The organism is Rhizobium ruizarguesonis (assembly GCF_017357285.1).
Lineage (GTDB): Bacteria > Pseudomonadota > Alphaproteobacteria > Rhizobiales > Rhizobiaceae > Rhizobium > Rhizobium ruizarguesonis.
Genome location: NZ_CP071680.1, coordinates 424815 through 450078, shown reverse-complemented (window position 1 = coordinate 450078; position 25264 = coordinate 424815). Strand labels below are relative to the sequence as shown.

The following is a 25264-nucleotide window of genomic DNA, read 5'->3' as shown; positions in this document are numbered from 1 at the left end:
AGGAGATAGCATGACAGAGACATTCGATCCGCGCGCCATTGCAGCCGGGCTGCACAGCCTGCGACAGGCCGGCCGGCAGGAGGCAACGGACACTTTCGCGCTGCCAGCCGATCTCCATCAGGCGATGGAGGCGCAGGATTTGCTTGCCGCCGCGGACAGTATTTCGAGCAATGCCTGGAAAGTGACGGTCTCGCCGCAGGGCCAGGCGGTCACCGCTCCGCTGCATCCCTATGTCGAAGCCATCTCGGGCGCTGACATTCCCTGGTATCCGGGCCTGAAATTCGAAACCGAGATCGCCGTCCATCTTGGCAGTGACCTGCCGGTCCGCACGGGCGCTCCCTACAGCCGCACTGAGGTGGTCGAGGCAATCTCCGCTGTCCATCTCGGTGCCGAGCTGCTGGTGAGTGCCGTTAGGGAAAGCGGCAACGTTTCGTTTCTGCTGTTCGTCGCCGACCGCCTCGGCAATAGCGGCTATGTGCTCGGTCCGAAGCTCGAAAAGAGCGTCGTCGACACCGTCGGCGGCACGCCGCTCAAGGTCACCCATGCCGCCCGCACGATCTATGATGGTCCGGCACAGCATCCGAAGGGCGACGTTCTCACCTGGCTTGTCGATTACGCCAATGACGGCTTGCGCCCGGAGACATCGCTGAAGGCAGGCGCGCTCATCACCACAGGCACGTTGAGCGGCGCGATCGAACTGACCGAACCCGGCGAGATCGACATCGAACTCGGCAATAGCAGGCTCAGCTTCTCGGTGTCGAAGGGTTGATTCGGCGCCGCGGTGCTCACGCCTTCTCGCGGAACATCTCGATGATGGCGGAAAAGTCCCTCCCGCCATTGCCCTGTTTTTCGAAAAGCGCATAAAGCTGTGCTGCTTCCGCGCCGAGCGGGGTGGAGGCGCCGCTCGCCAGCGCCGCCTCCTGCGAAAGCCTGAGATCCTTCAGCATCAAGGCTGCGGCAAAACCCGGTCTGTAGTCATTATTCGCCGGCGAGGTCGGGACCGGTCCGGGCACCGGGCAATAGGCATTGATCGACCAGCACTGGCCAGACGAGGTCGAGGCGACGTCGAACAGCGCCTGATGCGAGAGACCAAGCTTTTCGGCGAGCACGAAGGCCTCGCAGACGCCCACCATCGAAATGCCGAGGATCATGTTGTTGCAGATCTTCGCTGCCTGGCCGGCGCCGGCCTCGCCGCAATGGACGATCTTCTTTCCCATCGCCTCGAGGATCGGCTTTGCCCTGGCGAAGGCGTCTTCCGAGCCGCCGGCCATGAAGGTCAGCGTACCCGCGGTTGCCCCGCCCGTGCCGCCGGAGACGGGGGCATCGAGCGACAGGCAGCTTGAGGCCTTGGCCATTTCATGCGCCTTGCGGCTGCTTTCGACATCGATGGTCGAGCAATCGATGACCAGCGTGCCCTGTGCCGCGGTCTGCAGGATATCGGTCCAGGCTGTCAGCACGTGTCTGCCCTGCGGCAGCATGGTGATGATGATCTCGGCATCCTTGACCGCCTGGCTGGCATGGCTTGCCGGCTTGACGCCGCTCTCCTCGGCCGCCTTCAGCACCGAAGCCGCGAGGTCGAAGCCGAAGACCTCATGACCTGATTTGACCAGATTGGCGGCCATCGGCCCGCCCATGTTGCCAAGCCCGATGAATGCGATCCTTGCCATAGTCTTCTCCTATCGATTGTCTTCGAGGATCATCGCTGCCGCCTTTTCGGCGATCATGATCGTCGGCGAATTGGTGTTGCCCGAGGTGATCGACGGCATCACCGAGGCGTCGGCGATCCTGAGCTTGCCGAGCGCCCTGAATCTCAGCCTCGGATCGACGACGCTATCCCTGTCGGCGCCCATGCGGCAGGTGCCGACAGGGTGGAAGATCGTCGTGCCGATGTCGCCCGCCGCCCGTTCCAGATCGGCCTCCGTCTGATAGGCAGGCCCCGGCTTGAATTCCTCCGGCCTGAAACGGGCAAATGAAGGCTGCGCGACGATCTTGCGCGTCAACCGTATTGAACGGACAGCTATGTCACGATCGCGCTGCGTCGAGAGGTATTTCGGGCTGATCGTCGGCTGGGCAGCAAAATCCGGGCTCGACAGGTGCACCGAACCCCGGCTTTCCGGCCTCAGATTGCAGACGCTCGCGGTGATCGCCGGGAAAGGATGGACGGGATCGCCGAACTTCTCCAGCGACACCGGCTGCACGTGATATTGCAGATCAGGCGTTTCGCGGTCCGGACCCGATCGGGTGAAGATGCCGAGCTGGCTCGGCGCCATCGCCATCGGCCCGGAGCGGCGGACGAGATATTCGAGCCCGATCGCCGCCTTCCCGATCAGCTTGGTCGCCTTCTCGTTCAGTGTCGGAACGCCTGTCACCTTATAGGCCAGACGCAGTTGCAGATGGTCCTGCAGGTTCTCACCGACACCCTTCACCTCGGTGACGACATCGACGCCCGCTTGGCTGAGAACCTCGCCCCTGCCGATGCCTGACAGTTCGAGGATATGCGGCGAACCGATCGAACCGGCCGAAAGGACGGTTTCTTTCGCGGCATAGGCGCGTTTCGCCACACCGCCGTGCTGGAACTCGACGCCGGCAACGGCGCCCTCTTCCACCAGCAGCCGCCGGACCTGTGCCTTGATCAGCACAGTCAGGTTGGAGCGTTTCATCGCCGGGCGCAGGAAGGCCTTCGAGGTGTTCCAGCGGATGCCGGAACGCTGATTGACGTCGAAATAGCCGGAACCCTCGTTGCTGCCGCGGTTGAAATCCGCGGTCTCCGGAATGCCGGCTTCCTTGGCCGCCTGTTGGAAGGCATCGAGCACGGCCCAGCGCACGCGCGCCTTCTCGATGCGCCATTCGCCGCCGGCACCATGCATCTCGTCTTCGCCGCGATAAAAATCCTCGGACTGGCGGAAGAAGGGCAGAACATCGTCCCAGCCCCACCCGGTGCAGCCCATCTGCCGCCAGAGATCGTAATCGCGTGCCTGGCCGCGCATGTAGATCATGCCGTTGATCGACGAGGAGCCACCGAGCACCTTGCCGCGCGGATAGCTCAGCGCCCGGCCGTTCAGCCCCGCTTCCGGCGCCGTGGTGAAGCACCAGTCGGTGCGCGGATTGTTGATGCAATAGAGATAACCGACCGGAATGTGGATCCAGTGATAATTATCGCTGCCGCCGGCTTCGAGCAGCAGCACCCGGCTCCTGCCATCGGCCGACAGCCGGTTGGCGAGCACGCAGCCGGCGCTGCCTGCCCCGATGATGATGTAGTCGTAACGATCCATGCCCCGACGAGACTCCAGATGCTTGCCGCTTCCCCCTCCCCGCAGCACGGGGAGAGGGACAGTCGCAGCGCCGCCGCCCGTCTCTTTTCCCGGGAAAGAGGGTTTCCTTCCGGAAAGAGAGAGGTCCGCCCGTTCAGCGGCGATAGACGAAGCCCAGTTTCCGCCCCAGCCGAGAGGCGTAGAATTCGCCGATGATGCCGCGGCGGAAGATCAGCACGCAGACCATGAAGACGATGCCGGTGATGATCGTCACCGGGAATTCCGACGTGGCGAGGTAGTTTTCCAGCGCCACCACCAGCCCGGCGCCGAAGAGCGGACCGATCAGCGTGCCGATGCCGCCAAGCAGCGTCATCAGGATCACCTCGCCCGACATCTGCCAGGCGACGTCGGTCAGCGTTGCAAACTGGAAGACGATCGATTTCACCGCGCCCGCAAGCCCGGCAAGGGCTGCCGACATGACGAAGGCGCCAAGCTTGTAACGCGCCACGGAATAACCGAGCGAGATTGCCCGCTGCTCGTTTTCGCGGATCGATTTCAGGATCATGCCGAAGGGCGAATTGATGAAGCGCCAGATGATCAGCACGCCGATGATGAACACGGCAAGCACGAAATAATACATGTTGGTCGAGCTGTTCAGATCGATGAAGCCGAAGAGATGGCCGCGCGGCACGGACTGGATGCCATCCTCGCCTTCGGTGAACTTCGCCTGCAGGCAGAAGAAGAAGAACATCTGCGACAGCGCCAGCGTGATCATCGCGAAATAGATGCCCTGGCGGCGGATGGCGAAGAAGCCCATGACGAGGCCGAGAAACGCCGCACCCACCACCCCGATCAGAATGCCGAGTTCCGGCGGCAGGCCCCATGCCTTCACCGTATAGGCAGTGAAATAGGCCGCCCCGCCGAAGAAGGTGGCATGGCCGAAGGAAAGCAGGCCGGTATAGCCGAGCAGCAGGTTGAAGGCGCAGGCAAAGAGCGCGAAGCAGAGCAGCTTCATCAGGAAGATCGGATAGAAGAAAAACGGCGCCAGCAGCAGAAGCAGCAGCCCCGCGAGCAGGAAACCCGCCTGCACCGAAAGGGCGGTGCGGTTTTTTTCTGTTCGGATGGTTTCGGTGATGTCAGCCATGTCAGGCATCCCGTCCGAAGAGGCCCGCGGGCCTGATGAGAAGCACGATCGCCATGATGACGAAGATCACGATGTTGGAAGCCTCGGGATAGAAGACCTTGGTCAGGCCCTCGGCGATGCCGAGTACATACCCGGTGATGATCGCGCCCATGATCGATCCCATGCCGCCGACGACGACGACGGCGAAGACGACGATGATCATGTTCGATCCCATCAGCGGCGAGACCTGGTAGATCGGCGCCGCCAGCACGCCGGCAAAGGCGGCGAGACCGGCGCCCAGCGCATAGGTGAGCGTTAGGAGCACCGGCACGTTGACGCCGAAGACCTGAACCAGCACGGCGTTTTCGGTGGCGGCCCTGAGATAGGCACCGAGCTTGGTCTTCTCGATCAGCAGCCATGTGCCGAGGCAGACGACCAGCGAGACGACGACCACCCAGCCGCGATAGATCGGCAGGAACATGAAGCCGAGATTGGCCCCGCCGGCGAGCGCTGCCGGCGTCGCATAGGGCTGGCCGGAGGAGCCGTAGAGATAACGGAAGGTGCCCTCGACCGCGAGCGCCAGCCCGAAGGTGAAGAGCAGGCCGTAGAGCGGATCGAGATCATAGAGCCGGCGCAGGAACAGCCGCTCGATGACAGCCCCTGCAAGGCCGACGATAACGGGCGCCACGATCAGGGACGGCCAGTAGCCGATGCCGGCATAGGTCAGCAGCAGGTAGGCGACGAAGGCGCCAAGCATATATTGCGCGCCATGGGCGAAGTTGATCACCCTAAGCAGGCCGAAGATGATGGCGAGGCCGAGGCTGAGCAGCGCGTAGAACGAGCCGTTGATCAGACCGATCAGCAGCTGGCCGAACAGCGCCTGCAGGGGAATGCCGAAGATCATCGTCATCTGGTCACACTCCCAGAACCTTGTGCAGCGTGTCCATGCGCTGCGGCAGTTCACCAACCGGGAATTCCGCCACCATCTGCCCATGATCCATCAGATAGAAGCGATCGGCAATACGGCTGGCGAAACGGAAATTCTGCTCGACGAGCAGGATCGTCATGCCGCGCTCCTTCAGCGTCTTCAGCACCTCGCCGATGCGCTGGACGATCACGGGGGCAAGCCCTTCCGTCGGTTCGTCGAGAATGAGCAGCCTGACGCCGGTGCGCAGGATCCGGGCGATCGCCAGCATCTGCTGCTCGCCGCCTGACAGTTTGGTGCCCGGGCTGCCGCGGCGCTCGTAGAGATTGGGGAAGAGCTCGTAGATTTCGTCGAGTGTCATGCCGCCTTCGGCTACGACAGGCGGCAGCAGCAGGTTTTCCGAAACGGTAAGCGTCGAGAAGATACCGCGCTCCTCCGGCACGAAGCCGATGCCCCGACGCGCCGTCTTGTGCAGCGGCACCTGCATCATGTCGCTGCCGGCAAAGCTGATCTTGCCCTTGCGGGTTCGCACGATGCCGGTGATGGTGCGCAGCGTCGTCGTCTTGCCGACGCCGTTGCGGCCGAGAATGGTGATCGTCTCGCCTTCGGCCACACGCATGTCGACGCCATGCAATATGTGGCTTTCGCCGTACCAGGCATTGAGCCCCTGGACTTCGAGGAGAGCGGCCATCAATGCTCCTCCGTGCCCATATAGGCCACACGCACGCGCTCGTCCTGGCTGACGGTGGCATAATCGCCCTCGGCGAGGATCTCGCCGCGCTGCAATACGGTGACATGCTGGCAGATATTGGCGACGACGGACAGATTGTGCTCGACCATCAATACGGCGCGGTCGCGGGCGACCTCGCGGATGATCGAGGAGACGACGCCGACATCCTCCTGCCCCATGCCGGCCATCGGCTCGTCGAGCAGCAGCACCTTCGGATCCAATGCCAGCGTGGTGGCGATCTCTAGCACGCGCTTGCGGCCGTAGGAAAGATCGGCGGCGATGTGATCGCGCTCCTTGGAAAGCCCGACACTGGCGAGCAGTTGCTCGGCGCGCTCGTTCAACCGATCGAGTGCCGAAAGCGGCCGCCAGAACTGTGTGGAAAGATTGTTCGGCCGCTGCAGCGCCACGCGCACATTGTCGAGAACGCTCAGATGCGGAAAGACCGCCGAGATCTGGAAAGAGCGCACAAGCCCCATGCGCGCCACCTTGTCGGGCGGCGTCTTCGTGATGTCAACGCCCATCAGGGTGATCGTGCCTGATGTCGGCTGCAGGAACTTGGTCAGCAGGTTGAAGACCGTCGTCTTGCCGGCGCCGTTCGGGCCGATCAGCGCATGCACGCTTGCGTCATGCACATCGAGATCGACGTTCTTGACGGCCGTGAAGCCGCCGAAATCGCGGCGCAGGCCGCGGGCGGACAACACCACCCGCGGCTTTTCCTGAGTTTCAATTGCGGAAACCGCCATCGTGCTTACTTCACCAGATCGCAACCGCTCTTGGCGGGATCGATATAGGCTTCCTTGCCGGGAATGGTGGCGAGCACGTTGAAGTAATCCCACGGCTCCTTGCTTTCGGCAGGCTTCTTGACCTGCAGCAGGTACATATCGTGGATCATGCGGCCATTGGCGCCGACCGTACCGCCGCGGCCGAAGACGTCGTCGACCGGCATTTCATGCAGCTGCTTGGCGACGGCTTCCGTCTCGTCGGTGCCGGCCTTCTGCACCGCTTTCAGATATTGCGTCACCGCCGAATAGGTGCCGGTATGGATCATGTTCGGCATCTTGCCGGTGCGGGCAAAGAACTTCTTGGCGAAGGCGCGGCTTTCGTCGTCGCGGTTCCAGTAATAGCCTTCCGTCAGCGTCAGGCCCTGTGCCGCCTCAAGGCCGAGGCCGTGGACTTCGGCCAATGTGAAGAGCAGCGCCGCCAGATGCTGGCCGCCCTGGGTGATGCCGAATTCGGCCGCCTGCTTGATGGCGTTCGACGTGTCGAGGCCGGCATTGGCAAGCCCGATCACCTTGGCGCCGGACGATTGCGCCTGCAGCAGGAAGGACGAGAAGTCCTGTGTCGACAGCGGATGGCGCACGGCGCCGACGACCTTGCCGCCGCTCGCCTTGACGTAATCGCTGGTCTGCTGCTCCAGCGAGTAGCCGAAGGCATAGTCGGCGGTCAGGAAGAACCAGCTGTCGCCGCCCTGCTTGACGAGCGCGCCACCGGTGCCGACGGCGAGCGCATGCGTGTCATAGGCCCAATGGAAGCCATAAGGCGAGCAGGCCTTGCCGGTCAGATCCGTCGTCGCCGCACCGGTGACGATGTCGATCTTCTTCTTCTCCTTGGCGATCGCCTGCACGGCAAGCGCCACCGACGAGGTCGTCAGTTCCATGATCGCATCCACCTGCTCGGTGTCGTACCACTGGCGGGCGATGTTGGAGGCGATATCCGCCTTGTTCTGGTGGTCGGCATCGACGATCTCGACCGGCACATCAAGCACTTTGCCGCCGAAATCCTCGACTGCCATCTTGGCGGCCTCGACGGAGGACTTGCCGCCGAAATCGGCATAGACACCCGACTGGTCGTTCAGGATGCCGATCTTGACCTTGCCGTCGGTCGCGCTCTGCGCGAGCACCGCTGTGCTGCTTGCAAGCAGAAATGCAACTGATGCAATGAGATTCTTTCGCATATGATCTCCTCCCAGAGATTGGCCAGATTGCGGATCTGTTCAAATTTGGCCAGCCGCACTCCTCAGGACGGCGGACCCTCACCTTACGATCACGGAAATCCCGCCCTGAGGCAACGGGTGGTTTACAACTAATTCCAAACAGCATCTGTGCATTTTTGAACAGAGGGTGAATTAGACAATTCTAGTCGGCGCTCCTAAAAAGCGCGAAGTGGTAAGCATTTACCGTTATAACTAGGGCAGTTTCGAAGCTTCGGCAGGCCTGACAGCATTAGACAAAAGACCAATCGCATGAGATCGGGTCTTCCCGTCGTCGAGCGTTTTGCTCGCGTTCTGCGCGAGAGCCCGCTCGCAATGGCGTCAAGCCACAGCGGCGCAACGACCAGGCGAAGGTCAGATCAACCGCCGGAAGGCGATCGAGCGTGCGATTTGCGGCAGAGCTGATCCGCACCACACAAGCGAAGGTGCAAGCGACAGTTATTTCGGCTTACGCAGATCGAGAGATCCAGTCGGAAGAGGAACCACGCTGGCAAGTCGTTTGCCTACCACAGTACCGATTGTCGGGGCCCCGGAAGTATTCCTGGATGCGGACTCGATTTGGCGAAGAAACAGTCCGCTATCATCTGCAAGAGATCCGATGGTAATCATCGGCTCATCGTCGACGAAAAGTATCAATCCAATGCCGGATCCAATCTTATCCTCCACCCTGCATGGCAGGACTCGCAGTACGGTCTCCGCCTTTGTCGAAAACAGGGATTTCACAAGGCCGCCAAGTGCTTCGATTTTATTGACGAACGGCCGCACGACAAGCGTGACCGCTTCTCCTTCAGATAGAGAGAGTTGGACGGAAAACTGAGCCGGCGCAGAACCGGTTGGCAGGCAAGCACTATAAAGCTGAAAAATCGCGGCGCGGGCGAAATTCAACCGCGTATCATCGGATTCGGCTTCAGCGATTGATTGAAGAAAGCGTGAAGAGTTCACTGCCGCAATCCCTGTTTTGAATCGGGTAGCCCGATGATCATTCAATTTACAATATCGCATCTGGGAGCGAGCCGTCCGCATTATTCATATTACCAAATGCCGACCTGCGAAAATCTCCGGTTTGTCCCCGATATCCTGGATATACCGCGAATGTTTGGCGAAGCTGGAGACCCAGTTTAGATCGCAAGAAAATATGGAGGCATTTAGGTCAATACTCTGACGTGTTGAGATCGCTCTCAGTCGTCTGTTAGTATGCGACGATGTTGCAGACAATGCCCCTAGGGGAAAGAACGCGTAACCATCCCGGTTCGCAGGCGCTTCCGCTCTTCGTGTCACGCATATTTTCGTCTTGAGCAACATGCTACATGTTGTCGGCGGCCAGCAATTCGAATGACAACACCCCGTGCTATACCCCGGTCCACGCCCGAGACGACGAGTGCTGGACGGCGGAATGGCTCGGTCGGCCTAATTTTGTAGCTTGAGGGCGGCGTCGCGCAGAGCCTGCCAAGCGGGGCTTCCATCATTATGGATGTCGAATTTGTCGTAGTCGTCCTGGGGATAGAGGCCCGAGTCCTGTGTGCTGACGAGCCGCCAGACCACCCAGCCTCCGCAATCCGACGTGGCGATCGTGTTCAGCCAAGTTCCATAGGCATTTGCCTGATCGGCATCGGATCGCGGAACTCCAAATTCCTCCAGGATTACGGGTTTCCCGACATCTCGTCCGATCGCGCAATATTCGCGAATGCGGGCATCGAAATCGGAATGGCTCATTTTGGCGTAGGATGGGTAGCCATGCCACGTGCCGAAATCGACGCTCGGAATGTTCATATCCGACAGCTTCTGATCCATATTCCCATGGCCGGTCGTTACGAGCTGTTTCGGTGCCAGGGATTTGACATAGGCTGACATTTCCGACACCCAGTCATGAAGGAGCGGTTTGGGATGGATGTCAGGTTCGTTGGCCAGATCCCAGGCAAATATGGTGGGGTCATCGGAATAGCGCACACCAGTAATCGTGTTGACGCGCGACAGAACATGCCGAACCCATTCCTTGTAATCGCGTCGGGTTCGCGGATCAGCGGCAAAAAAGGTGTATTTGTCCGAACTCCCGTACCAGGCGTTCATCTGCTGGGCACCGCCCGTGTAGGCCCAGAAATCGACGAAAGCGAGGATCAGCTTAAGCTTGCGCTTCGCCGCTTCCGCGATGAGGAAATCGACCTTTTGCAGGCCGTCAGGTCCGTCGTTGGGAACCATCTTGTTGGTTATCGGATCCCAACTCATCATGTAGATGCCCTTGGTTCCCAGATTGCTGGAATCGGCCTTGCTTTTTGAATTCCAGATCGTCGGCACCTGGCCGTCCAGCGACCCTATGACCGGTTGCAGGAAGGTGCGCACCACATTGGCACCCATTGCCGTGGCGTCGTCCAATACGCGGGTGACCTCGGCTGAAGAGCCAAATGTCAGATAATGGTTGTTTACGCCGGCCACGCGAAATGGCTTGCCGTCCAGCAGGAAGCCCCCCTCTTTCGTCGTGACGAAAGATTGCTGCGAAGATGACTGGGCGTCCGCAGATCCGAGTTGAGCAGACCAACAAAGCGCCAGCGCCACAGCGCCGACAGCGAAATTCCTAAAACGGTGAATACGTCTCATGCGAAGAAACTCCCTTTCAAGCCCGTGACGCAATTCCGATTTGGTCTGTCTCGTCGAGGGAATTGCCACATGTCGAGACACCGGCAGCCGCTGGTGGCACGGTGGTGGACGGCGTCGCAATGCGCCGTGTGGCCCAATACAATGCCGGGCACAGAAACAGGCCTTCCAGTGAAACAGCAATGACCCAGAAGTTGGCTGTGCCCGCGATCCCGAATTGCGTACCACCTGCGGCGGCCACGATCTCCAGCACCGCCCCGCCGATCAGAACGAGGGTGGCAAAACCCAGGCGCCGTCGGACACGTTGAACCGCCAGATAATGATACTTCAACGCCATTGCGAAAGCGGCAACGCCCAGAAACTGGAGGCCATTTCCTGCAATCGCAGCATAGGCCGGATTGAATATCCAGAGCATGAAGCGTGACAGGAAGAGGAACGCCAAGGCGGTCGCAGCGCAAACGAGCATCGACAAGCCGAGCGACAGGCGCAGGCGCGAAGGAAATAGCTCCGGCTCCCGCACAGCGATGGCAAACAACACCGAGGCGAGTGACGCAGGGACGAGAAGCGCAACGTTCAGCACCGTCCAGGCGGCATAGAAGGCGGCGTTGATCTCAGCCGACAGCATCACGGTGACGACGACGGGCAGCAGCAGCGCTGGCGCCTGAACAGCCATGCTGAGCGCATGATGGCCGAAAACCTGGCCGAGCACCGGTCGGAAGGCGTGGGTCTCCGGCCGGTGGAAAACGCGCCTGCCGGCATAAACAAGAAGCCCGGCCACGACGACCAGCGAGACAAGCTGCCCGGCAAACCAGGTGGTGAAGATCGCCAGTCCGCTGGTCGCCCGGCCAAGTGTCAGACCGAGAGCGATCAGCAAAAGAAGCTTGCTGGCGGCGAAGACGACATTCCGGGTCAGTTGAAGGCCGCTGCGCAAAAGGCCAACCAGGGCTTGGTCGAGCACGAGGGTCACGGCCGTCAGAGCGCAACCAGCGACGAAGAAGAGATCGCTCGCGGAGGAACCGACGATCGAGCCAAGCTGCGTCGATGTACGGGCTGCGATAACAAGATAGATCAGCCCGACGACGATGGAGGCGCTGAACGAGGCCAGGAGGGCGCCCGTCAGAAAAGGGCCTGCTCTCTTCTGACGGCCTATCTCGCCCATCAGGAAGGGCCCGAGACCGACTTCACCGAGATTCGCGAGGAGATTCATCAATGATATGGCGGCGGCGGCGAGCCCGACAGCTTCGGCCGAGAAGGATCGCGCCGCCAACCACCAGTAGACGAAGCCGAGAATGGCCGTCATCAGCGTTCCAAGGCCCAGCATGCCTGCATTGAGGAGCAAAACCGCCTGATTCATCAGGAGACTGCGGACCTTGGCAATGGCGGCGCTGACGGTCATCATGCCTATTCCACCGGTTCGAGAGCGCGAGCAGGAACGGAGGTGAACGGTCGCTTAAGGGCAGCGCGGGTCCGGCCGAGAGCGAAGCCGGCTGCGGTGGCCGCCAGGCCGGCGCCCAGCGCCACGACCCGCAGAAGGCCGCTCGGCTGGCCAAGCAACACATCCGCGAATCCCCGCATAACCCCTTGGGGCAACGTCCTCGTCATATAGGTCTTTTCCGACGCCAGCGCCTCGCCGGAGCCTGCCATCAACGATAGGCTGGCCTTTGAAAGCCCTTCGGCCCAGCATCGGTGAAGGAAATATTTCCACGTCGCGCGATCGGCGGGTATGGCGTGATCGCTGCCGCTCGACGGCTCGAAGACGAAACGGCCATGCGGCAAGGCCTTGGTTGCACGGATGCAGAGTTCGGTTTCCTCACATCCGAGCGGCAAAGCCTTGGCTGTTCGACCCAGGCCGGAATCGAAGCCGCCCGTATGATCGAAGACGTCTCGGCGGATGCACATCGACGCGCCGATGAGATTGCGCACCGGCCCGGGATGAAGGCCGCGATAGGTGCAGCCGAGGGTCCACAGGAATTCGTCGGGAAACCAGGACGGACGGTCTGTTTCCCACAACGGGCGGATAGCGGACACGGCGCCCAGAACCGAGGGATCCTCCAGTTGCCGCACCAGGGTCGCCAGCAAATCTTGATCCGACACGGCGTCGTCGTCGAGAAACAGGATGACCTCGCCGCGGCTGACAGAAATCCCCGTGTTGCGGGCACCGGAGAGACCGGGCGGATGAATATTCTCGACAATCCTGAGCGGGGTTTCGAAGCGCTTGGCGCGCAGACGCAGCTCGAGCGCCGGATTGTGATCGACGATGACGACGATCTCGTCCGCGGCCGGGACTTGGCGCGCTGCCGCCTCGATTGCTTTGTTGAGGATGTCCCAGCGCTTGTCGGAATAGCAGCAGATGACGATTGCCGTCGTGAGCTTGCCGGGCACGGGGTGCTGGAAATTATCCATTTTTCATCTCCGGATCGGCGAATTGCAGCCTTATTCCGGTGGATGCCGGGGACTGGAGTGGGTCGATGGTCATCCAGACTTTGCGGTAGATCGTTCCCCTGTCGCCGCCCTTGAAGAGCCAGGCTTCCAGCCGTGCGGGAGGGCGCGTTTTTGTCGGTACCGAGAATTCGAAGGTTTGGCTGGAGGAAGGCGCCAGTTCGAAGGTTGGCATCTTTCCAATCAGCGTGCCGCCCAGAACAAGGTCAAGACTGTAAACCGTCTTGGCGTCTTCCGAATTGCGCACGCCGACCGTTACCACATTGTTCGTCCAGTTCCATTTGGGCACCATCCAAAGCTCGGTGAAATGAAACGGCTTGCGTTCGAGCGCGACCGGGCGCGCCACGAGGACGGAACTCGTCGCCAAGATCATGGAAGCTGCGAAGGTCAAAAAACGGCGGCCGGGCCAAGCCCAGGGAATGGCCGGAACCGGCCTTGCGAGCTGCAAAACGACATTCAGCCACCGAACGGCGAAAGTCGTCAGGCCCAGCGCGTATACCCAGCCTCGCGCATCGAGATGCCCGACGACATGCAGCAGAAGCCCACAAAAAATGCAGGCCGCGAAGCTCAGGAACACCGAGAGCGTCCCCCGCGTGACCATATCGCCCTCTATGCGCAGGGTATCCACCAGCATGCGGCCCGGGAGATACAGTGTCAGCGGCGCGCAGAGCGCCAGGCGGACCGCCTTCTCCCAGGTCGAAAAGGTTTCGGGCAGCCACGTTACGGCCAAGGCAGCGGCAAGAACCCACAGCGGAAGGATTCCCAGAAAGACACGGCGGGCCATCATCGGGGACGAGCTCCTGCATCCGCCCATGCCGTTGCGCCGATGATCTGAGCGGCGCCCGGGTTCACCTTCATGAGCTTCTGGCGGATCACGTTCGGGTCGAAGGATTTCTGGACGAGATGAACGATCTTGCTGTCCAGCCGGCTCAGAGTGAGGCCGAGGCGGCTATGGATCTGGGTCAGATAGGCCCCGCGCGCATCGCGCATCGTCGGCGACTGGTGCATCACATCAAGCAGAAAAACGGAATAGAGCGTCCATTCCCCGAACCGTGTCTGGTCTTTTGACGCGCTCAGACCCTTGAGCAGCTCGACGTAGGGTTTTGAGCCGTATTTCGACGCGATGTAGTTATTCAGCGCGATGAGCCATTCGCGCTTGAAGCAGAAGAAATCGTTGATGAAATCGACGTAGCGAAAAGACCGGGCCGGCTCGACGCCGAGGATCTTTGCAACATTGCGCACCCGTTGCTTCTCGAAACGGTAGTGCAGATCGGGAAGCCTGTGGCTGGAATAATAGAGAACCGGCTCGCGCCGGTCGATGAGATCGGTCGTCGCGATGGGCCGCAGCAGCAGTGTATCCGCACCGAGATTACAGAAATGCTCGGTCCGGCAGAATTCGAAGGCGCGCAGCTTGATGATCTGCTGCCGAAACCAGCCGGGAAGTTCCAGTTCGCTGGCCGAAAGCCAGTCGTTGTCGCCGGTGACGGCGGCGCCAGGCACGAGACCCTTCGCGTCGAGGAAGGCTCTTAAAGCGGCCGGGTTGTCGGTGACCATGGTCAGGTTTCCCTTGTCGGGGAAATGCTGCTGGTAGGAGCGAAGGGACGCTTCGAGCAAATATTCGATGTCCCGCGAATGGACGCACATGAAAGCGTCGATACGGCTATCGATCATTGCAAATCTCCGTCTGTTCGTTCCAAGGATTGCACCGGCTCTCCGGTCCGCTTACGAGGGACGGCGGGCTGCCGTGCTTTCCCGAGCCGCCCGACGTCGAAAATGACCATGAAGCCGTTGTCGAAGGTGCGGTCGACATCGGGCTCGGAATTGAACTTGAGCAGCGACGATGACTGGAGGGGGACCGTGTGGTTTCGGTCCTGCGCGCCGCCGTCGAAATAGACGCCGACGCCGGGCAGGCCGGTGGTCAAGCGCAGGTCGACCATGACGAAACCGACGCCCGAGCCGATCAGCAGCTTGCGTTCCATCGGGCCGAGATCGGCTGCGGTGATGGCCATGCTTGTATCCTGCCCACTCTCAAGCGTGGTCGAGACCCTTTGCCGGCCATAGGTGGACAGGAGCAGGCGATTGATCCGGTCGGCTGCGAAATGCTGGCCGCCCAACCATTGCCTGGTCCACCTTGCGGCGCTGATGCCCATCGGTTCTATCGACGAGGAGTCGGCCGACACTTCATAGCCGGCCGGAACTAGGATACGTGGTCCCTCGGAGCTGATGACGCCAGCAATCAGCACCGTCGTTGCGGCGGCGGCAAGCGCCGTTGCGCGCAGCCAGCCACGCGACGTGCCGTGCCAGAACGCCGCGACGGCCACTGCGACGACAATTGCGACGCCGAGGAAGGATAGCGAGCCGATGCGGTTGCCAATCTCCCACCCACTGCGCGTCAGGCGGAAGATGATACTGACGGGATAGGCCAGCGTCACCAAAACGAGGATCTGGAGAAGGCTTGACCGCCATAGGCGCCATCTGGTCGGCGGCCAGAGGATGCTCGCATTCCGGTGCTGCCCGTTGAAAACGAGCGAGCGGAGAAAGCCGGTGAGAAGTCCCAGGCAGATCAGCGCGACGCCCGCCATCGTCAGGTAACGTTGCCAGGCAGGCGCCAAGGCTCCCGTGTCCGACACGAAAAGCTTACGCGTCGAGGTCGAACTCGATACGAGTTGCGCTACCTCGTGTATGCCGCCTTCCAGGACGGGAAGGATGTAGCTGCCGGTGGGGTTCCCGACGATCTTCGACCAGGCGACCGGAGCAATCACGGCGATCGAGGCCAGCAGGATCGCCCGCCGCTTCTGCATAGCGGACGCACCCTGTCTCAGGCATTCCATCACCGCCGTGCCGCACAAAAGGGCCGTGCAAAAATAGGAGGTGAGATGATGAGTAGCCGCGAGCGCCAGGATCAGGACCACGGTGGCGACGACCGTCGGCCAGCCTGCCGCGTCGCTTGGCTCCATGCGTTGGCTTTCCGAAGCCAACAGCACCGCCGCAAGCATGGGGATCGCCAGGCTTTCATAGGAGTAGTGGACGTCGAACAGCAAAAACGTGGACGAGCCCATGTAGATCAGGCAGGCGATGGAGGCGATCCGTGCAGAATCCGTGATCTTCTCAAAGAGCAGGAATAGCGCAAGCATCAGCATCATCCGTGCCGTCGCCAACACGATGAGGCCTGCCGCGAAGACGGACAGTCCAGACAGGTTGACCAAGGCGGACGTTATGAGCTCTAGCCCGGGATAGAGGGGGCTGACCGGCAAAAGGGGATTGGGCAGGAACAGTCGCCCCGCCTCCAGAATGTCGTTCACCGTCGCCCAGTGCAGGAATTCGTCATGGTCTATGAAGGCGACGGGCGCGCGGATGACGCGCACCACGAAGAGGGCTGAGGTCACGATCACTATGAGCGCCAGGCGCTCCAGGCGGCTGGCGCGCGGATGGATGATTCGCGCCGCCGCGGGGAGAAAGATCACAGCGATTGCGCAATAGAACGTCGGAACCGCCCAGCCCTCTCCCAGCCGACTGGCATTTGCAGCAAGAGCGGCCACAACAAGGGCGCAGCTGCATAGGAAGGCAAAGACCGGCGACATCCCCAGCGACGAAGGATCGGCAACACCTCCAACCGCGCTGTCCTGCCTGCGCAGGCCCAGAAACGCGGCGATCCACAGATCGACACGTGGAATGGCAACGCTTCCTGTATAGCCATGACGATAAGCTTCGTCCTGGTAGGCCTTCTGCTCATCTGGAGAAGTCCGCCCCTTAACAACGGTCATCGTGCTTCAAATCTCCAAGCAGTGCTGGACCGGTTCGCAGTTCAGGCTGCGGATGCGAAAGTACGCGCCTGTACACCATCAGCAGCCGGTCCGTGCAATCGTCCCAGTCCGGCAATCTCGTCTCAATTGAGATCGGCCCCGCGTCCATGGCGGCGAGCATTTCACGCGCGGTGAAGTCTGGCGAAGCGTTGAGCGGAATGGATCGCACGAGGCCCTCCTCAGCCAGCTCCCGAAAGCCGGATGTGTCGGTGGTCAGTACGGGAGCCTTGACCGAAAGCGCCTCCATAACGGCCACGGGATGAGCTTCATAATCGCTGAGGAGCACGACAAGAGCGGCTGAAGACAAAAGATCGGCCATTGCGGACCGGTCGGTCGGCGGAATTACCCCGATCTCGACACGGTTGCCGAGCCCGAGTTCGGCCACCTGCTGGTGCAGCTTCGCCTCATAGGGCCCTTCTCCCAGGATCCGAAGGCGCATATCGGGGAATTTTGTTGCCAGCACATTAAATGCAGCAAGCGCCCGATGATGACCTTTATAACGCTCCAGCCTGCCGAGCGAGACAATCAGCGGCCTGTCGTGAGGTGAAGCCGGTCGCCGCCCGGACGTTTCCGGCAGGCGCGCGCCATTGGGGATAACGATGAACCGGTCTCTCGCGATTGCCATATTCTGGCTGAATAGATCCGCTTCGAATCGCGACACGCCAATGAGTTGCGCAGCCCTAGCAGCCAGAGGCGCAAGCATTCTATGTTGGAAGCGCCGGACCGAGGACCGAAATCGTGACGAATGGCCACCGCTGTGAAAGGTCACCACGAAGGGAAGCCCCTTGCGCGATGCGGCGGCCATTCCCAACGGTGCCAGGAAGGTGTGGTAGCCCTGAACATGCATCAGGTCCCAATCCCCTTCGGCAACCGCCCTGAAGACGCCGGGGGCGAAGCACCAATCCCGCCCGCGGGGAAACGTCTTCAGCCTGACAATCTGCACGCCGTCTCGGGTTTCCACTGCCGGAAGAAGGCCGTCGGGATTGCCCGTCAATACCGTCACCGTATGCCCCTTGCGCACGAGCCGGGTTGCGACCTCGCTTACATGGGTTTCCGTCCCTCCGGCAAAAGGCAGGTATCTCGCGCTGAGCATCAAGATGCGCATCATGCGGCCTCGCCAATTAATCCAGACCTCAGGAAATGCTCTGCTCGAGGACTTGGACGCCGGTCGGTGTACTGACGCGTTCTCGGAAGATCGTCTTCAGCACGCGCCAGCCATCCGGAAGCGCACGCAGATTGCTGACGCCGAAGACGCGCTCCGATTCAAAGCTCGCGACCTCCATGATTTTGAGCTTGTTCTTCAGGGCCCGCAAATTGATCAGCGTCTCGATTTCGAAGCCGTCGCAATCGGCACGCAGCAAGGGAACATGCCGTTTCCAAAAGCCCATATAGCCGTAGCACAGGTCGCTGAAAGAGCTGCCATAGAGCATCCGGACCAGCAGGGTCAGACCCAGATTGCCGAAACGGCGGATGACCGTCATGTCGCTGGTGCCGCCACCCTGCATAAAGCGCGAACCCTTGACGAAATCCGCACCTGCAACAAGAGCCGCGACGAACAAGATGATTTCGTAAGGATCCATCGATCCGTCGGCATCAAGCATCACGATCATATCACCAGATGCGGCTTCGAAGCCCGTCCGCAATGCGATACCTTTGCCCTTCTTGGGCTGAAGTACGATCTTGACATCGTCGCGCATGCTTCGCGCTATATCCGGCGTTCCGTCTGTCGATCGCCCATCGACGATGATGATTTCATGCACCCATGTCGGTATGCGGGGCAAAAGCAGCTTAATGTTTTCCGCTTCGTTCAAGGTTGGAATGACGAGTGAGGTCCTTGGCAAATTGAACATCGGACCTTGGACCGGCATTGAGGAATGCGAGGATTCTAAAGCTTCGATTGTAGACATAAGCTCTCCATGGCGTTTTGGACCGCGTGACAAATCGCAAATCGACGATGCCCCTGAGCTCTTTGGCCGAGAGGAGGACTAAACTCTCCCACTCGGGAAGAGTATCTGGTTAAGCCTCAATGTACTTTGATCAGATCGCCAGGCTGCAAGACCGTTTCTTCGGTCGCAGGTTCGACGATGACACCATTCGGTCCAGGCCGAACGATTTCGAATTCAACATCGGCGCTATCGTTCGACGATACCATGGACTGGAAAATTTCAAGATCGCTCTCGGTCGTCTGCAACGCCGTGGATAGGCCTCTTTCAGCATCCGCTGCCGACTTTTCGATCTCGATCTTGCGTTCGATACGATCGCGCTCAACGTCCTGTTTTGCTGCCGCCAGCCGTTGCTTTGCACTCTCGACATCGATGACGGCTTGCTGCTTTCGATCTTCCGACTCGGTCAGTTCGCTTTGTGCCCTTGTCAACTCAATGCTGGTGACAAGTTTGTTTTTGGCCAAATTCTCGATACTTGCCAGCCGATCCTGACGGACCCGAATGGTGGCATCATAATTGCCGACGCGTGCCTGACGCAGATCGAGATCGGTCTGAGCATCGGCAACAGATTTTACGTAAGCGCTGCTCTGCGCATCCTTGCTCGTCGTTACCAACTGGCGCTGCCATGTCTCATCATCCAGCAACCGTTGAGCATCGGGATCGGGACCGAGAACAGGTGTGCCAATGCTGGCAATTTGTACGGAATCGCGCTTCGCCCTGAGCACCTCGGTTCGCGACGCAAGCCGCTTCAGATCGGCCAGCCCAACTTTCAACCGCTCGATCTGGCGTGTAATTTCCACACTCTGCCATGGCTCAATGGTCTTCGCCGCCATGCCACCCGCTTGCGCAACGGCATGCAGAACAGTCATGCCATCAACATATCGAAACGAGCCAGGATTACGAACCGGGCCGGTAATATAAATAGGCTGGTGCTCAATCTTGACGATATTCACGAACCCCTTTCTGCCGACCAAACTTTCGTACGACGGCAGAATTATCGCCTCCACATCCGCCGGAGGAAGCCCTCGAACCGGGAAGCGTCCCAATAGCGGAACCGAAATCGTTCCGTCGGCTTCAACGACGTATTCGCCAGTGAGCTCGGGCCGCTGGTAAAAGTTCCAGGGAACCGTTCCCTGTGAGCCCGTCCAGCGATCTTCTACGGAGGCCAGGCTTTCGTAAAATGCGAGATTCAATTTATCGCCTGAGCGAAGAACGTCACGCAATAATTGCGGCTGCCGGGCCAAAGTCTCACCGGATGTCACAACCGAGACCGGTTCCGTGGGCGCAGGTAACTCTTCTGCCGCCGGCGTCAATGGAACAATTGCCGCAAATACCACGCACAGTATTGTTTGATTTAGGCGAGAACCACTTCTCAGCCTATATTCAGACATAGCTGGAGATATTATTTGCGAAAGCTTCATGTTTCAAATTTCCGGCTTGAAAAGGTACTAATCTCCTCGGATCTCTTTAAGGTTAACATAATATTAACCATATTCAATAGTACTTAAGCAGAATTAATATATCCTCCAAGAAACCTCAGAGCCTGCCTCGAAAAGAATTCAATGAATGTAGTATCTTGCCAGGCGTCGGGTGAGGATGCTGATGTAAGCGATGATGATCCAGGCTTCGGCCGAAACGGTTGATTTTTTCTCAACGCTTGCCCCGGCACCAACCATGAAAACCGTACTATCCGCAAACATGGGGGCGAACTCCTTTTGCTCGTATAATCGAAGAAGTTCGCGGGGAAGTCTTAGCCATGGTCTGTTAAGCCACGGGGGTTTTTACTGTGCGAGTTTGAACGGCGTCGCATCGGCCTTCTGCCATAGCGATGATGACGGGATGGCAGGTGCGGAAAATTGCGCAATTCATTATTGGTTTTTGAATAGAGGGGACCGCGATGAACAATCCACCGCAGTTTACGTGGGACGATCTGCAGTTTTTTCTAGCCGTCGCCCGCACTGGACAGCTGTCGACGGCGGCCCGCCAGCTGCGCTCCAGCCATGCCACCGTCTCGCGCCGCATCGACCGGCTGGAGTTCACCCTCAAGGTCAAGCTGTTCGAGCGCAATCCGCGCGGCTACGTGCTGACTGCCATGGGCACGCGCTTCGTCGAGACGGCCGAGAAGATGGAGCAGGAGACCGAACGGCTGCGTGCCGACCTCGCCGACGGCTCAATGGCGCAGCGCGGCCTCGTGCGGCTCAGCGCGCCGGAGGGTTTTGCCAATTTCTTCTTCGCAACCGTCTTGCCGCAGTTTGCCGCCCAGCATCCGCACCTGGCGCTCGAACTGGTGACGATCCAGCAGATCATGTCGCTGTCGCGCAAGGAGGCCGATCTTTCCGTCGTGCTCGACGAACCGAAGGGCGGGGCTTATTTCGCCGAGAAGCTGACGGATTATCACCTGCAGGTCTACGGCTCGCGCGATTATCTGGCCAAGGCGCCCGACATCAACTCCCGCGAAGACCTGCTCAGCCATCCCTTCGTCAGCTATATCGAGGAAATGATCTTCGCGCCGGGCCTCGATTACCTTGGCGACGTGCACCCGCGCATCAAGCCGCAATTCCAGAGCTCGAGCATCTTTGCGCAGCTGACCGCCACGAGAAACGGCCTCGGCCTCTGCATCCTGCCCTATTTCTTCGCCAGCCGTTATCCCGAACTCGTGCGCGTGCTGCCAGACGAGATCGACCTCAAGCGCCATTACTGGATCACCTGCCACCGCGACCTGAAACAGGCGCCGCGCGTGCGCGCCGTCATCGATTTCCTGCGCGAGGCGGTGCGCGGCGAGGATGCACGCTTCGTGCCGCCCTATGTCACTGCCGCCGGCCCGGCGCGCCGGACAAGAGCGGACGTTTAGATCATGAGTGGCATCATGCCAGCTATTTCAGGAATTCGGCCCGGTGCGGAGTGAATGCATCGATCAGCCGGCCCTTTTCCAGCGCCTTGACGCCGTGGATGAGATTGGGGGGCACGATGAAGCTGCCGCCCTGCTTGAGCACCTCGGTCCGGCCATCGATCGTCACTTCGAAACTGCCTTCGGCGACATAGCTCGCCTGGATGTGCGGATGCGAATGGGCCGCACCCACGGCGCCGCTTTCGAAGGCCACTTCCACCATCATCATCTCGGGCAGATAGGTCATGATGCGCCTGACGACGCCGGGCTCGGGATTGACCCATTCGGCGCCTTCGGCCGATACGAACAGATCGCTTGACGACATTTCCGCCTCCTCGTTCCAGAATCGATCGCGGGCAAAGTGGATCATGCCGACGCTTTTGAAAAGATGGCGTGGCCCGTCTTTTCGGTGCGACCACCTTCTGTTGACGCGGTCGGCTGGCGGGTCTATGGCCAACTTGAGCGAGGCAAGCTGAGGAGACACCGCCATGCAGCATACGCGCGAAGTTTTCGACTGGGCCGATCCGTTCCGCCTGGTGGAGCAGCTGACCAGCGAAGAGCGCATGGTGCAGGAGACTGCCCACGCCTATGCGCAGGAAAAGCTTGCCCCCCGCGTTCTCGGCGCCTTCCGCAATGAAAAGACCGATCCTGAGATCTTCCGCGAAATGGGCGAACTCGGCCTGCTCGGCCCGACGATCTCGCCGGATTATGGCGGCGCCGGCCTCGGTTACGTTGCCTACGGCCTGATCGCCCGCGAGGTCGAAAAGGTCGATAGTGGCTATCGTTCGATGATGAGCGTGCAGTCCTCGCTTGTGATGGTGCCGATCGAAACCTTCGGGTCGCAGGCGCAGAAGCTGAAATACCTGCCGAAACTCGCAACCGGCGAATGGATCGGCTGCTTCGGCCTGACCGAACCGGATCACGGCTCCGACCCCGGCTCGATGGCCACACGTGCCAAAAAGGTCGACGGCGGCTACAGCCTGACCGGCTCGAAGACCTGGATCTCCAACGCACCGATCGCCGATGTCTTCGTCGTCTGGGCAAAGACCGAGGATGGCCTCATTCGCGGCTTCATTCTCGAAAAGGGCTGGAAAGGGCTTTCGGCTCCCGCCATCCACGGCAAGGTGGGACTGCGCGCCTCGATCACCGGCGAAGTGGTGATGGACGGGGTCTTCGTGCCTGAGGAAAACCTTCTGCCTGATGTGACAGGACTCAAAGGGCCGTTCACCTGCCTCAACTCGGCCCGCTTCGGCATCGCCTGGGGCGCACTCGGTGCTGCCGAGGATTGTTATGCGAGAGCCCGGCAATATACGCTGGAGCGCAAGCAGTTCGGCCGGCCGCTAGCCGCCAACCAGCTGATCCAGAAGAAGCTCGCCGACATGGCGGCGGAGATCGCGCTCGGCCTTCAGGGCTGCCTGCGGCTTGGCCGCATGAAGGAGGAAGGCCATCCGCCGGTGGAGCTGACCTCGATCCTCAAGCGCAACAGCTGCGGCAAGGCGCTGGAGATGGCGCGGGCGGCCCGCGACATGCTCGGCGGCAACGGCATCTCCGACGAATTCGGCATCGCCCGTCACCTCGTCAACCTCGAAGTGGTCAACACCTATGAGGGCACGCACGACATCCACGCGCTGATCATCGGCCGGGCGATCACAGGCATTGCCGCCTTTGCGAACTAGTCCCTTGGCGCGAAAGGGCGATTTGCCACGCGCCTGACAATGTGCAACCTTTCGACTGCGGCAGAGGAGCCTGCAAAAGAGGGATCGCATATGTTTCTGCTTCTTGCATTGCTGATCGGTGTCATATCAGGCCTTCGCGCCATGACCGCTCCGGCCGCCATCGCCTGGGGCGCCGCACTTGGCTCGTTCGATGTCTCGCAGACGCCGCTTGCGTTCATGGGTTACCAGTGGACGCCGTGGATCTTTACGATCCTCGCCGTCGTCGAACTGATCACCGATCAACTGCCATCCACGCCGTCGCGCAAGGTGCCGGTGCAGTTCGGCGCCCGCATCGTCATGGGTGCGCTGGCCGGCGCCACGATTGGCGCCGCCAGCAGCCTGCTCTTCGGCGGGCTGATTGCCGGCGTGATCGGCGCCGTCATCGGCACATATGGTGGCGCCGCCGTCCGCAGCAGGCTTGCGGCGTCCTTCGGCAAGGACCTGCCGGCCGCTCTCATCGAAGATGCCGTCGCCGTCATCGGCGCGCTGCTGATCGTGGTCGTGTCATGAAGAGCTTCGACGCCATCGTTATCGGGGGCGGCCAGGCCGGCCCTTTCCTCGCCGCCCGCATGGTCGAAAAGGGCATGAAGGTGGCGCTGATCGAGCGCAAGTTCCTCGGCGGCACCTGCGTCAATGCCGGCTGCATGCCGACGAAGACGCTGGTCGCCAGCGCCCGCGCCGCCCATGTCGCAAGAAGGGGCGCGGTTTACGGCGTCAATATCCCAGGCGAGATCGCCATCGACATGAAGGTGGTCAGGGCCCGTGCCGAAACCGTGACCATGAATGCCCGCAACGGCCTGATCGGCTGGTTCGCCGGCATGGACGGCATGACCGTAATCTACGGCCACGCCCGTTTCGAGGACCCGAAGACCGTCAGCGTCAACGGCGAGACGCTGACCGCACCGCGCATCTTCCTCAATGTCGGCGCGCGGCCGGTCATCCCCGACCTGCCCGGGATCAACGATATCGACTATCTCACCAGCACCTCGATCATCCATCTCGACACGCTGCCACGGCATCTGGCCGTCATCGGCGGCAGCTATATCGGGCTGGAGTTCGCGCAGATGTATCGCCGCTTCGGCGCCGAAGTCAGCGTCATCGAGCATGGCCCGAAGCTCGCATCGCGTGAGGATGAGGATATATCCGATGCGATCGCCGATGTCCTGCGCTCGGAGGGCATCGACATTCATACCGGCGCCAGCGACATCGCCTTTTCCAGGAACAGCGACGGAATAACGGTCGCCACCGATTCAGCGAGGATCGATGCGAGCCATGTGCTGATCGCCACCGGCCGCAAGCCGAACACCGACGATCTCGGCCTCGATGCCGCCGGCGTCGTCACCGACAAGCATGGCTATATCACCGTCGACGACAGGCTTGCCACCAATGTCGACGGCATCTGGGCGCTCGGCGACTGCAATGGCCACGGCGCCTTCACCCACACCTCCTACAATGATTTCGAGATCGCCGCCGCCAATCTGCTCGACGGCGACGACCGCAAGGTCTCAAGCCGCATCCTGGCCTATGCGCTCTATATCGACCCGCCGCTTGGGCGCGTCGGCATGACGGAAAAGCAGGCGCGTGCCTCCGGACGCAAGATCATGATCTCGACCCGGCCGATGAGCCGCGTCGGCCGCGCCAACGAGCGCGGCGAGACCAAGGGCTTCATGAAGGTGATCGCCGACGCCGAGACTAAAAAAATCCTCGGTGCGGCGATCCTCGGCATCGAAGGCGACGAGGTGATCCACGGCATCATAGACGCGATGAATGCGGGAACGACCTATCCGGCATTGCAATGGTCGGTGCCGATCCATCCAACGGTGTCGGAGCTGATCCCGACGCTGCTTGGGGATTTGAAGCCGGTTTAGC

The 25264-nt window shown here is 60.6% G+C and carries 24 protein-coding genes; 5 read left to right on the top strand and 19 right to left on the bottom strand.

Annotation, left to right across the window (positions count from 1 at the left end):
- Window positions 1-10 precede the first annotated feature (10 nt).
- Window positions 11-769, top strand: a complete 759-nt coding sequence (locus J3P73_RS30180) for a fumarylacetoacetate hydrolase family protein (RefSeq protein WP_018071134.1) — start codon at window positions 11-13, stop codon at window positions 767-769.
- Between the two features lie 16 nt (window positions 770-785).
- Here J3P73_RS30180 and mmsB read toward each other — a convergent pair whose 3' ends face one another.
- From mmsB to J3P73_RS30090, 18 genes are all read right to left on the bottom strand, one after another.
- Complete coding sequence (gene mmsB / locus J3P73_RS30175) at window positions 786-1667, bottom strand: 3-hydroxyisobutyrate dehydrogenase (RefSeq protein ID WP_207580041.1); 882 nt, start codon at window positions 1665-1667, stop codon at window positions 786-788.
- A gap of 9 nt (window positions 1668-1676) precedes the next feature.
- Complete coding sequence (locus J3P73_RS30170) at window positions 1677-3272, bottom strand: GMC family oxidoreductase (RefSeq protein WP_018071132.1); 1596 nt, start codon at window positions 3270-3272, stop codon at window positions 1677-1679.
- 133 nt (window positions 3273-3405) lie between these two features.
- Window positions 3406-4395: a branched-chain amino acid ABC transporter permease gene (locus J3P73_RS30165; protein ID WP_027690213.1), complete on the bottom strand. Its 990-nt coding sequence runs from the start codon at window positions 4393-4395 to the stop codon at window positions 3406-3408.
- Window position 4396: 1 nt separating this feature from the next.
- Entirely contained in the window at window positions 4397-5284 is an 888-nt protein-coding gene (locus J3P73_RS30160; protein WP_018071130.1) for a branched-chain amino acid ABC transporter permease, read from the bottom strand.
- Between the two features lie 4 nt (window positions 5285-5288).
- Complete coding sequence (locus J3P73_RS30155) at window positions 5289-5990, bottom strand: ABC transporter ATP-binding protein (RefSeq protein WP_020397477.1); 702 nt, start codon at window positions 5988-5990, stop codon at window positions 5289-5291.
- Window positions 5990-6772 carry an ABC transporter ATP-binding protein gene (locus J3P73_RS30150; protein ID WP_018483414.1) on the bottom strand — a complete coding sequence of 261 codons (783 nt, stop codon included), beginning with the start codon at window positions 6770-6772 and terminating at the stop codon, window positions 5990-5992. The genes J3P73_RS30155 and J3P73_RS30150 overlap by 1 nt, the downstream gene beginning before the upstream one ends.
- Before the next feature lie 5 nt (window positions 6773-6777).
- On the bottom strand, window positions 6778-7983 hold the full coding sequence (locus tag J3P73_RS30145; RefSeq protein ID WP_130683210.1) for an ABC transporter substrate-binding protein: 1206 nt from the start codon (window positions 7981-7983) through the stop codon (window positions 6778-6780).
- A gap of 474 nt (window positions 7984-8457) precedes the next feature.
- Entirely contained in the window at window positions 8458-8961 is a 504-nt protein-coding gene (locus J3P73_RS30140) for a hypothetical protein (RefSeq protein WP_020397476.1), read from the bottom strand.
- Between the two features lie 465 nt (window positions 8962-9426).
- Complete coding sequence (locus J3P73_RS30135; RefSeq protein WP_130737130.1) at window positions 9427-10611, bottom strand: glycoside hydrolase 5 family protein; 1185 nt, start codon at window positions 10609-10611, stop codon at window positions 9427-9429.
- Window positions 10612-10627: 16 nt separating this feature from the next.
- Window positions 10628-12007: a polysaccharide biosynthesis protein gene (locus tag J3P73_RS30130; RefSeq protein ID WP_130688838.1), complete on the bottom strand. Its 1380-nt coding sequence runs from the start codon at window positions 12005-12007 to the stop codon at window positions 10628-10630.
- Window positions 12008-12009: 2 nt separating this feature from the next.
- Complete coding sequence (locus J3P73_RS30125; protein ID WP_130683206.1) at window positions 12010-13011, bottom strand: glycosyltransferase family 2 protein; 1002 nt, start codon at window positions 13009-13011, stop codon at window positions 12010-12012.
- Entirely contained in the window at window positions 13004-13834 is an 831-nt protein-coding gene (locus J3P73_RS30120) for a hypothetical protein (RefSeq protein WP_207580040.1), read from the bottom strand. Before J3P73_RS30120 ends, J3P73_RS30125 begins: the two co-directional genes overlap by 8 nt.
- Window positions 13831-14718 (bottom strand): DUF6492 family protein, encoded by an 888-nt coding sequence (locus J3P73_RS30115; RefSeq protein ID WP_130688836.1) that lies wholly within the window; start codon window positions 14716-14718, stop codon window positions 13831-13833. The genes J3P73_RS30120 and J3P73_RS30115 overlap by 4 nt, the downstream gene beginning before the upstream one ends.
- Window positions 14715-16811, bottom strand: a complete 2097-nt coding sequence (locus tag J3P73_RS30110; protein WP_130688835.1) for a hypothetical protein — start codon at window positions 16809-16811, stop codon at window positions 14715-14717. The genes J3P73_RS30115 and J3P73_RS30110 overlap by 4 nt, the downstream gene beginning before the upstream one ends.
- A complete protein-coding gene (locus J3P73_RS30105; RefSeq protein WP_130688834.1) occupies window positions 16798-17958 on the bottom strand; it encodes a glycosyltransferase family 4 protein in 1161 nt (386 codons plus the stop codon). Before J3P73_RS30105 ends, J3P73_RS30110 begins: the two co-directional genes overlap by 14 nt.
- A 25-nt stretch (window positions 17959-17983) precedes the next feature.
- Window positions 17984-18757 (bottom strand): glycosyltransferase family 2 protein, encoded by a 774-nt coding sequence (locus J3P73_RS30100; RefSeq protein WP_018497161.1) that lies wholly within the window; start codon window positions 18755-18757, stop codon window positions 17984-17986.
- A gap of 116 nt (window positions 18758-18873) precedes the next feature.
- Window positions 18874-20214: a polysaccharide biosynthesis/export family protein gene (locus J3P73_RS30095; protein WP_032491765.1), complete on the bottom strand. Its 1341-nt coding sequence runs from the start codon at window positions 20212-20214 to the stop codon at window positions 18874-18876.
- A 138-nt stretch (window positions 20215-20352) separates the two neighbouring features.
- Window positions 20353-20493, bottom strand: coding sequence for a hypothetical protein (locus J3P73_RS30090; protein ID WP_018497159.1), 141 nt, complete (start codon window positions 20491-20493; stop codon window positions 20353-20355).
- Window positions 20494-20690: 197 nt separating this feature from the next.
- On the opposite strand from J3P73_RS30090, the gene J3P73_RS30085 reads away from it, so the two are divergent.
- Entirely contained in the window at window positions 20691-21644 is a 954-nt protein-coding gene (locus J3P73_RS30085; RefSeq protein ID WP_018071115.1) for a LysR family transcriptional regulator, read from the top strand.
- A gap of 22 nt (window positions 21645-21666) precedes the next feature.
- On the opposite strand, the gene J3P73_RS30080 is transcribed toward J3P73_RS30085, so the two are convergent.
- Window positions 21667-22005 (bottom strand): cupin domain-containing protein, encoded by a 339-nt coding sequence (locus tag J3P73_RS30080; protein ID WP_024319997.1) that lies wholly within the window; start codon window positions 22003-22005, stop codon window positions 21667-21669.
- 163 nt (window positions 22006-22168) lie between these two features.
- Here J3P73_RS30080 and J3P73_RS30075 point away from each other — a divergent pair, with 163 nt between their 5' ends.
- The 3 genes from J3P73_RS30075 (at window position 22169) to J3P73_RS30065 (ending at window position 25263) form a co-directional block, all read left to right on the top strand.
- Window positions 22169-23356, top strand: a complete 1188-nt coding sequence (locus tag J3P73_RS30075) for an acyl-CoA dehydrogenase (protein WP_207580039.1) — start codon at window positions 22169-22171, stop codon at window positions 23354-23356.
- A 90-nt stretch (window positions 23357-23446) separates the two neighbouring features.
- On the top strand, window positions 23447-23905 hold the full coding sequence (locus J3P73_RS30070; RefSeq protein WP_130688832.1) for a DUF4126 family protein: 459 nt from the start codon (window positions 23447-23449) through the stop codon (window positions 23903-23905).
- On the top strand, window positions 23902-25263 hold the full coding sequence (locus J3P73_RS30065) for an FAD-containing oxidoreductase (RefSeq protein ID WP_130688831.1): 1362 nt from the start codon (window positions 23902-23904) through the stop codon (window positions 25261-25263). Before J3P73_RS30070 ends, J3P73_RS30065 begins: the two co-directional genes overlap by 4 nt.
- The last annotated feature ends 1 nt before the right edge of the window (window position 25264 follow it).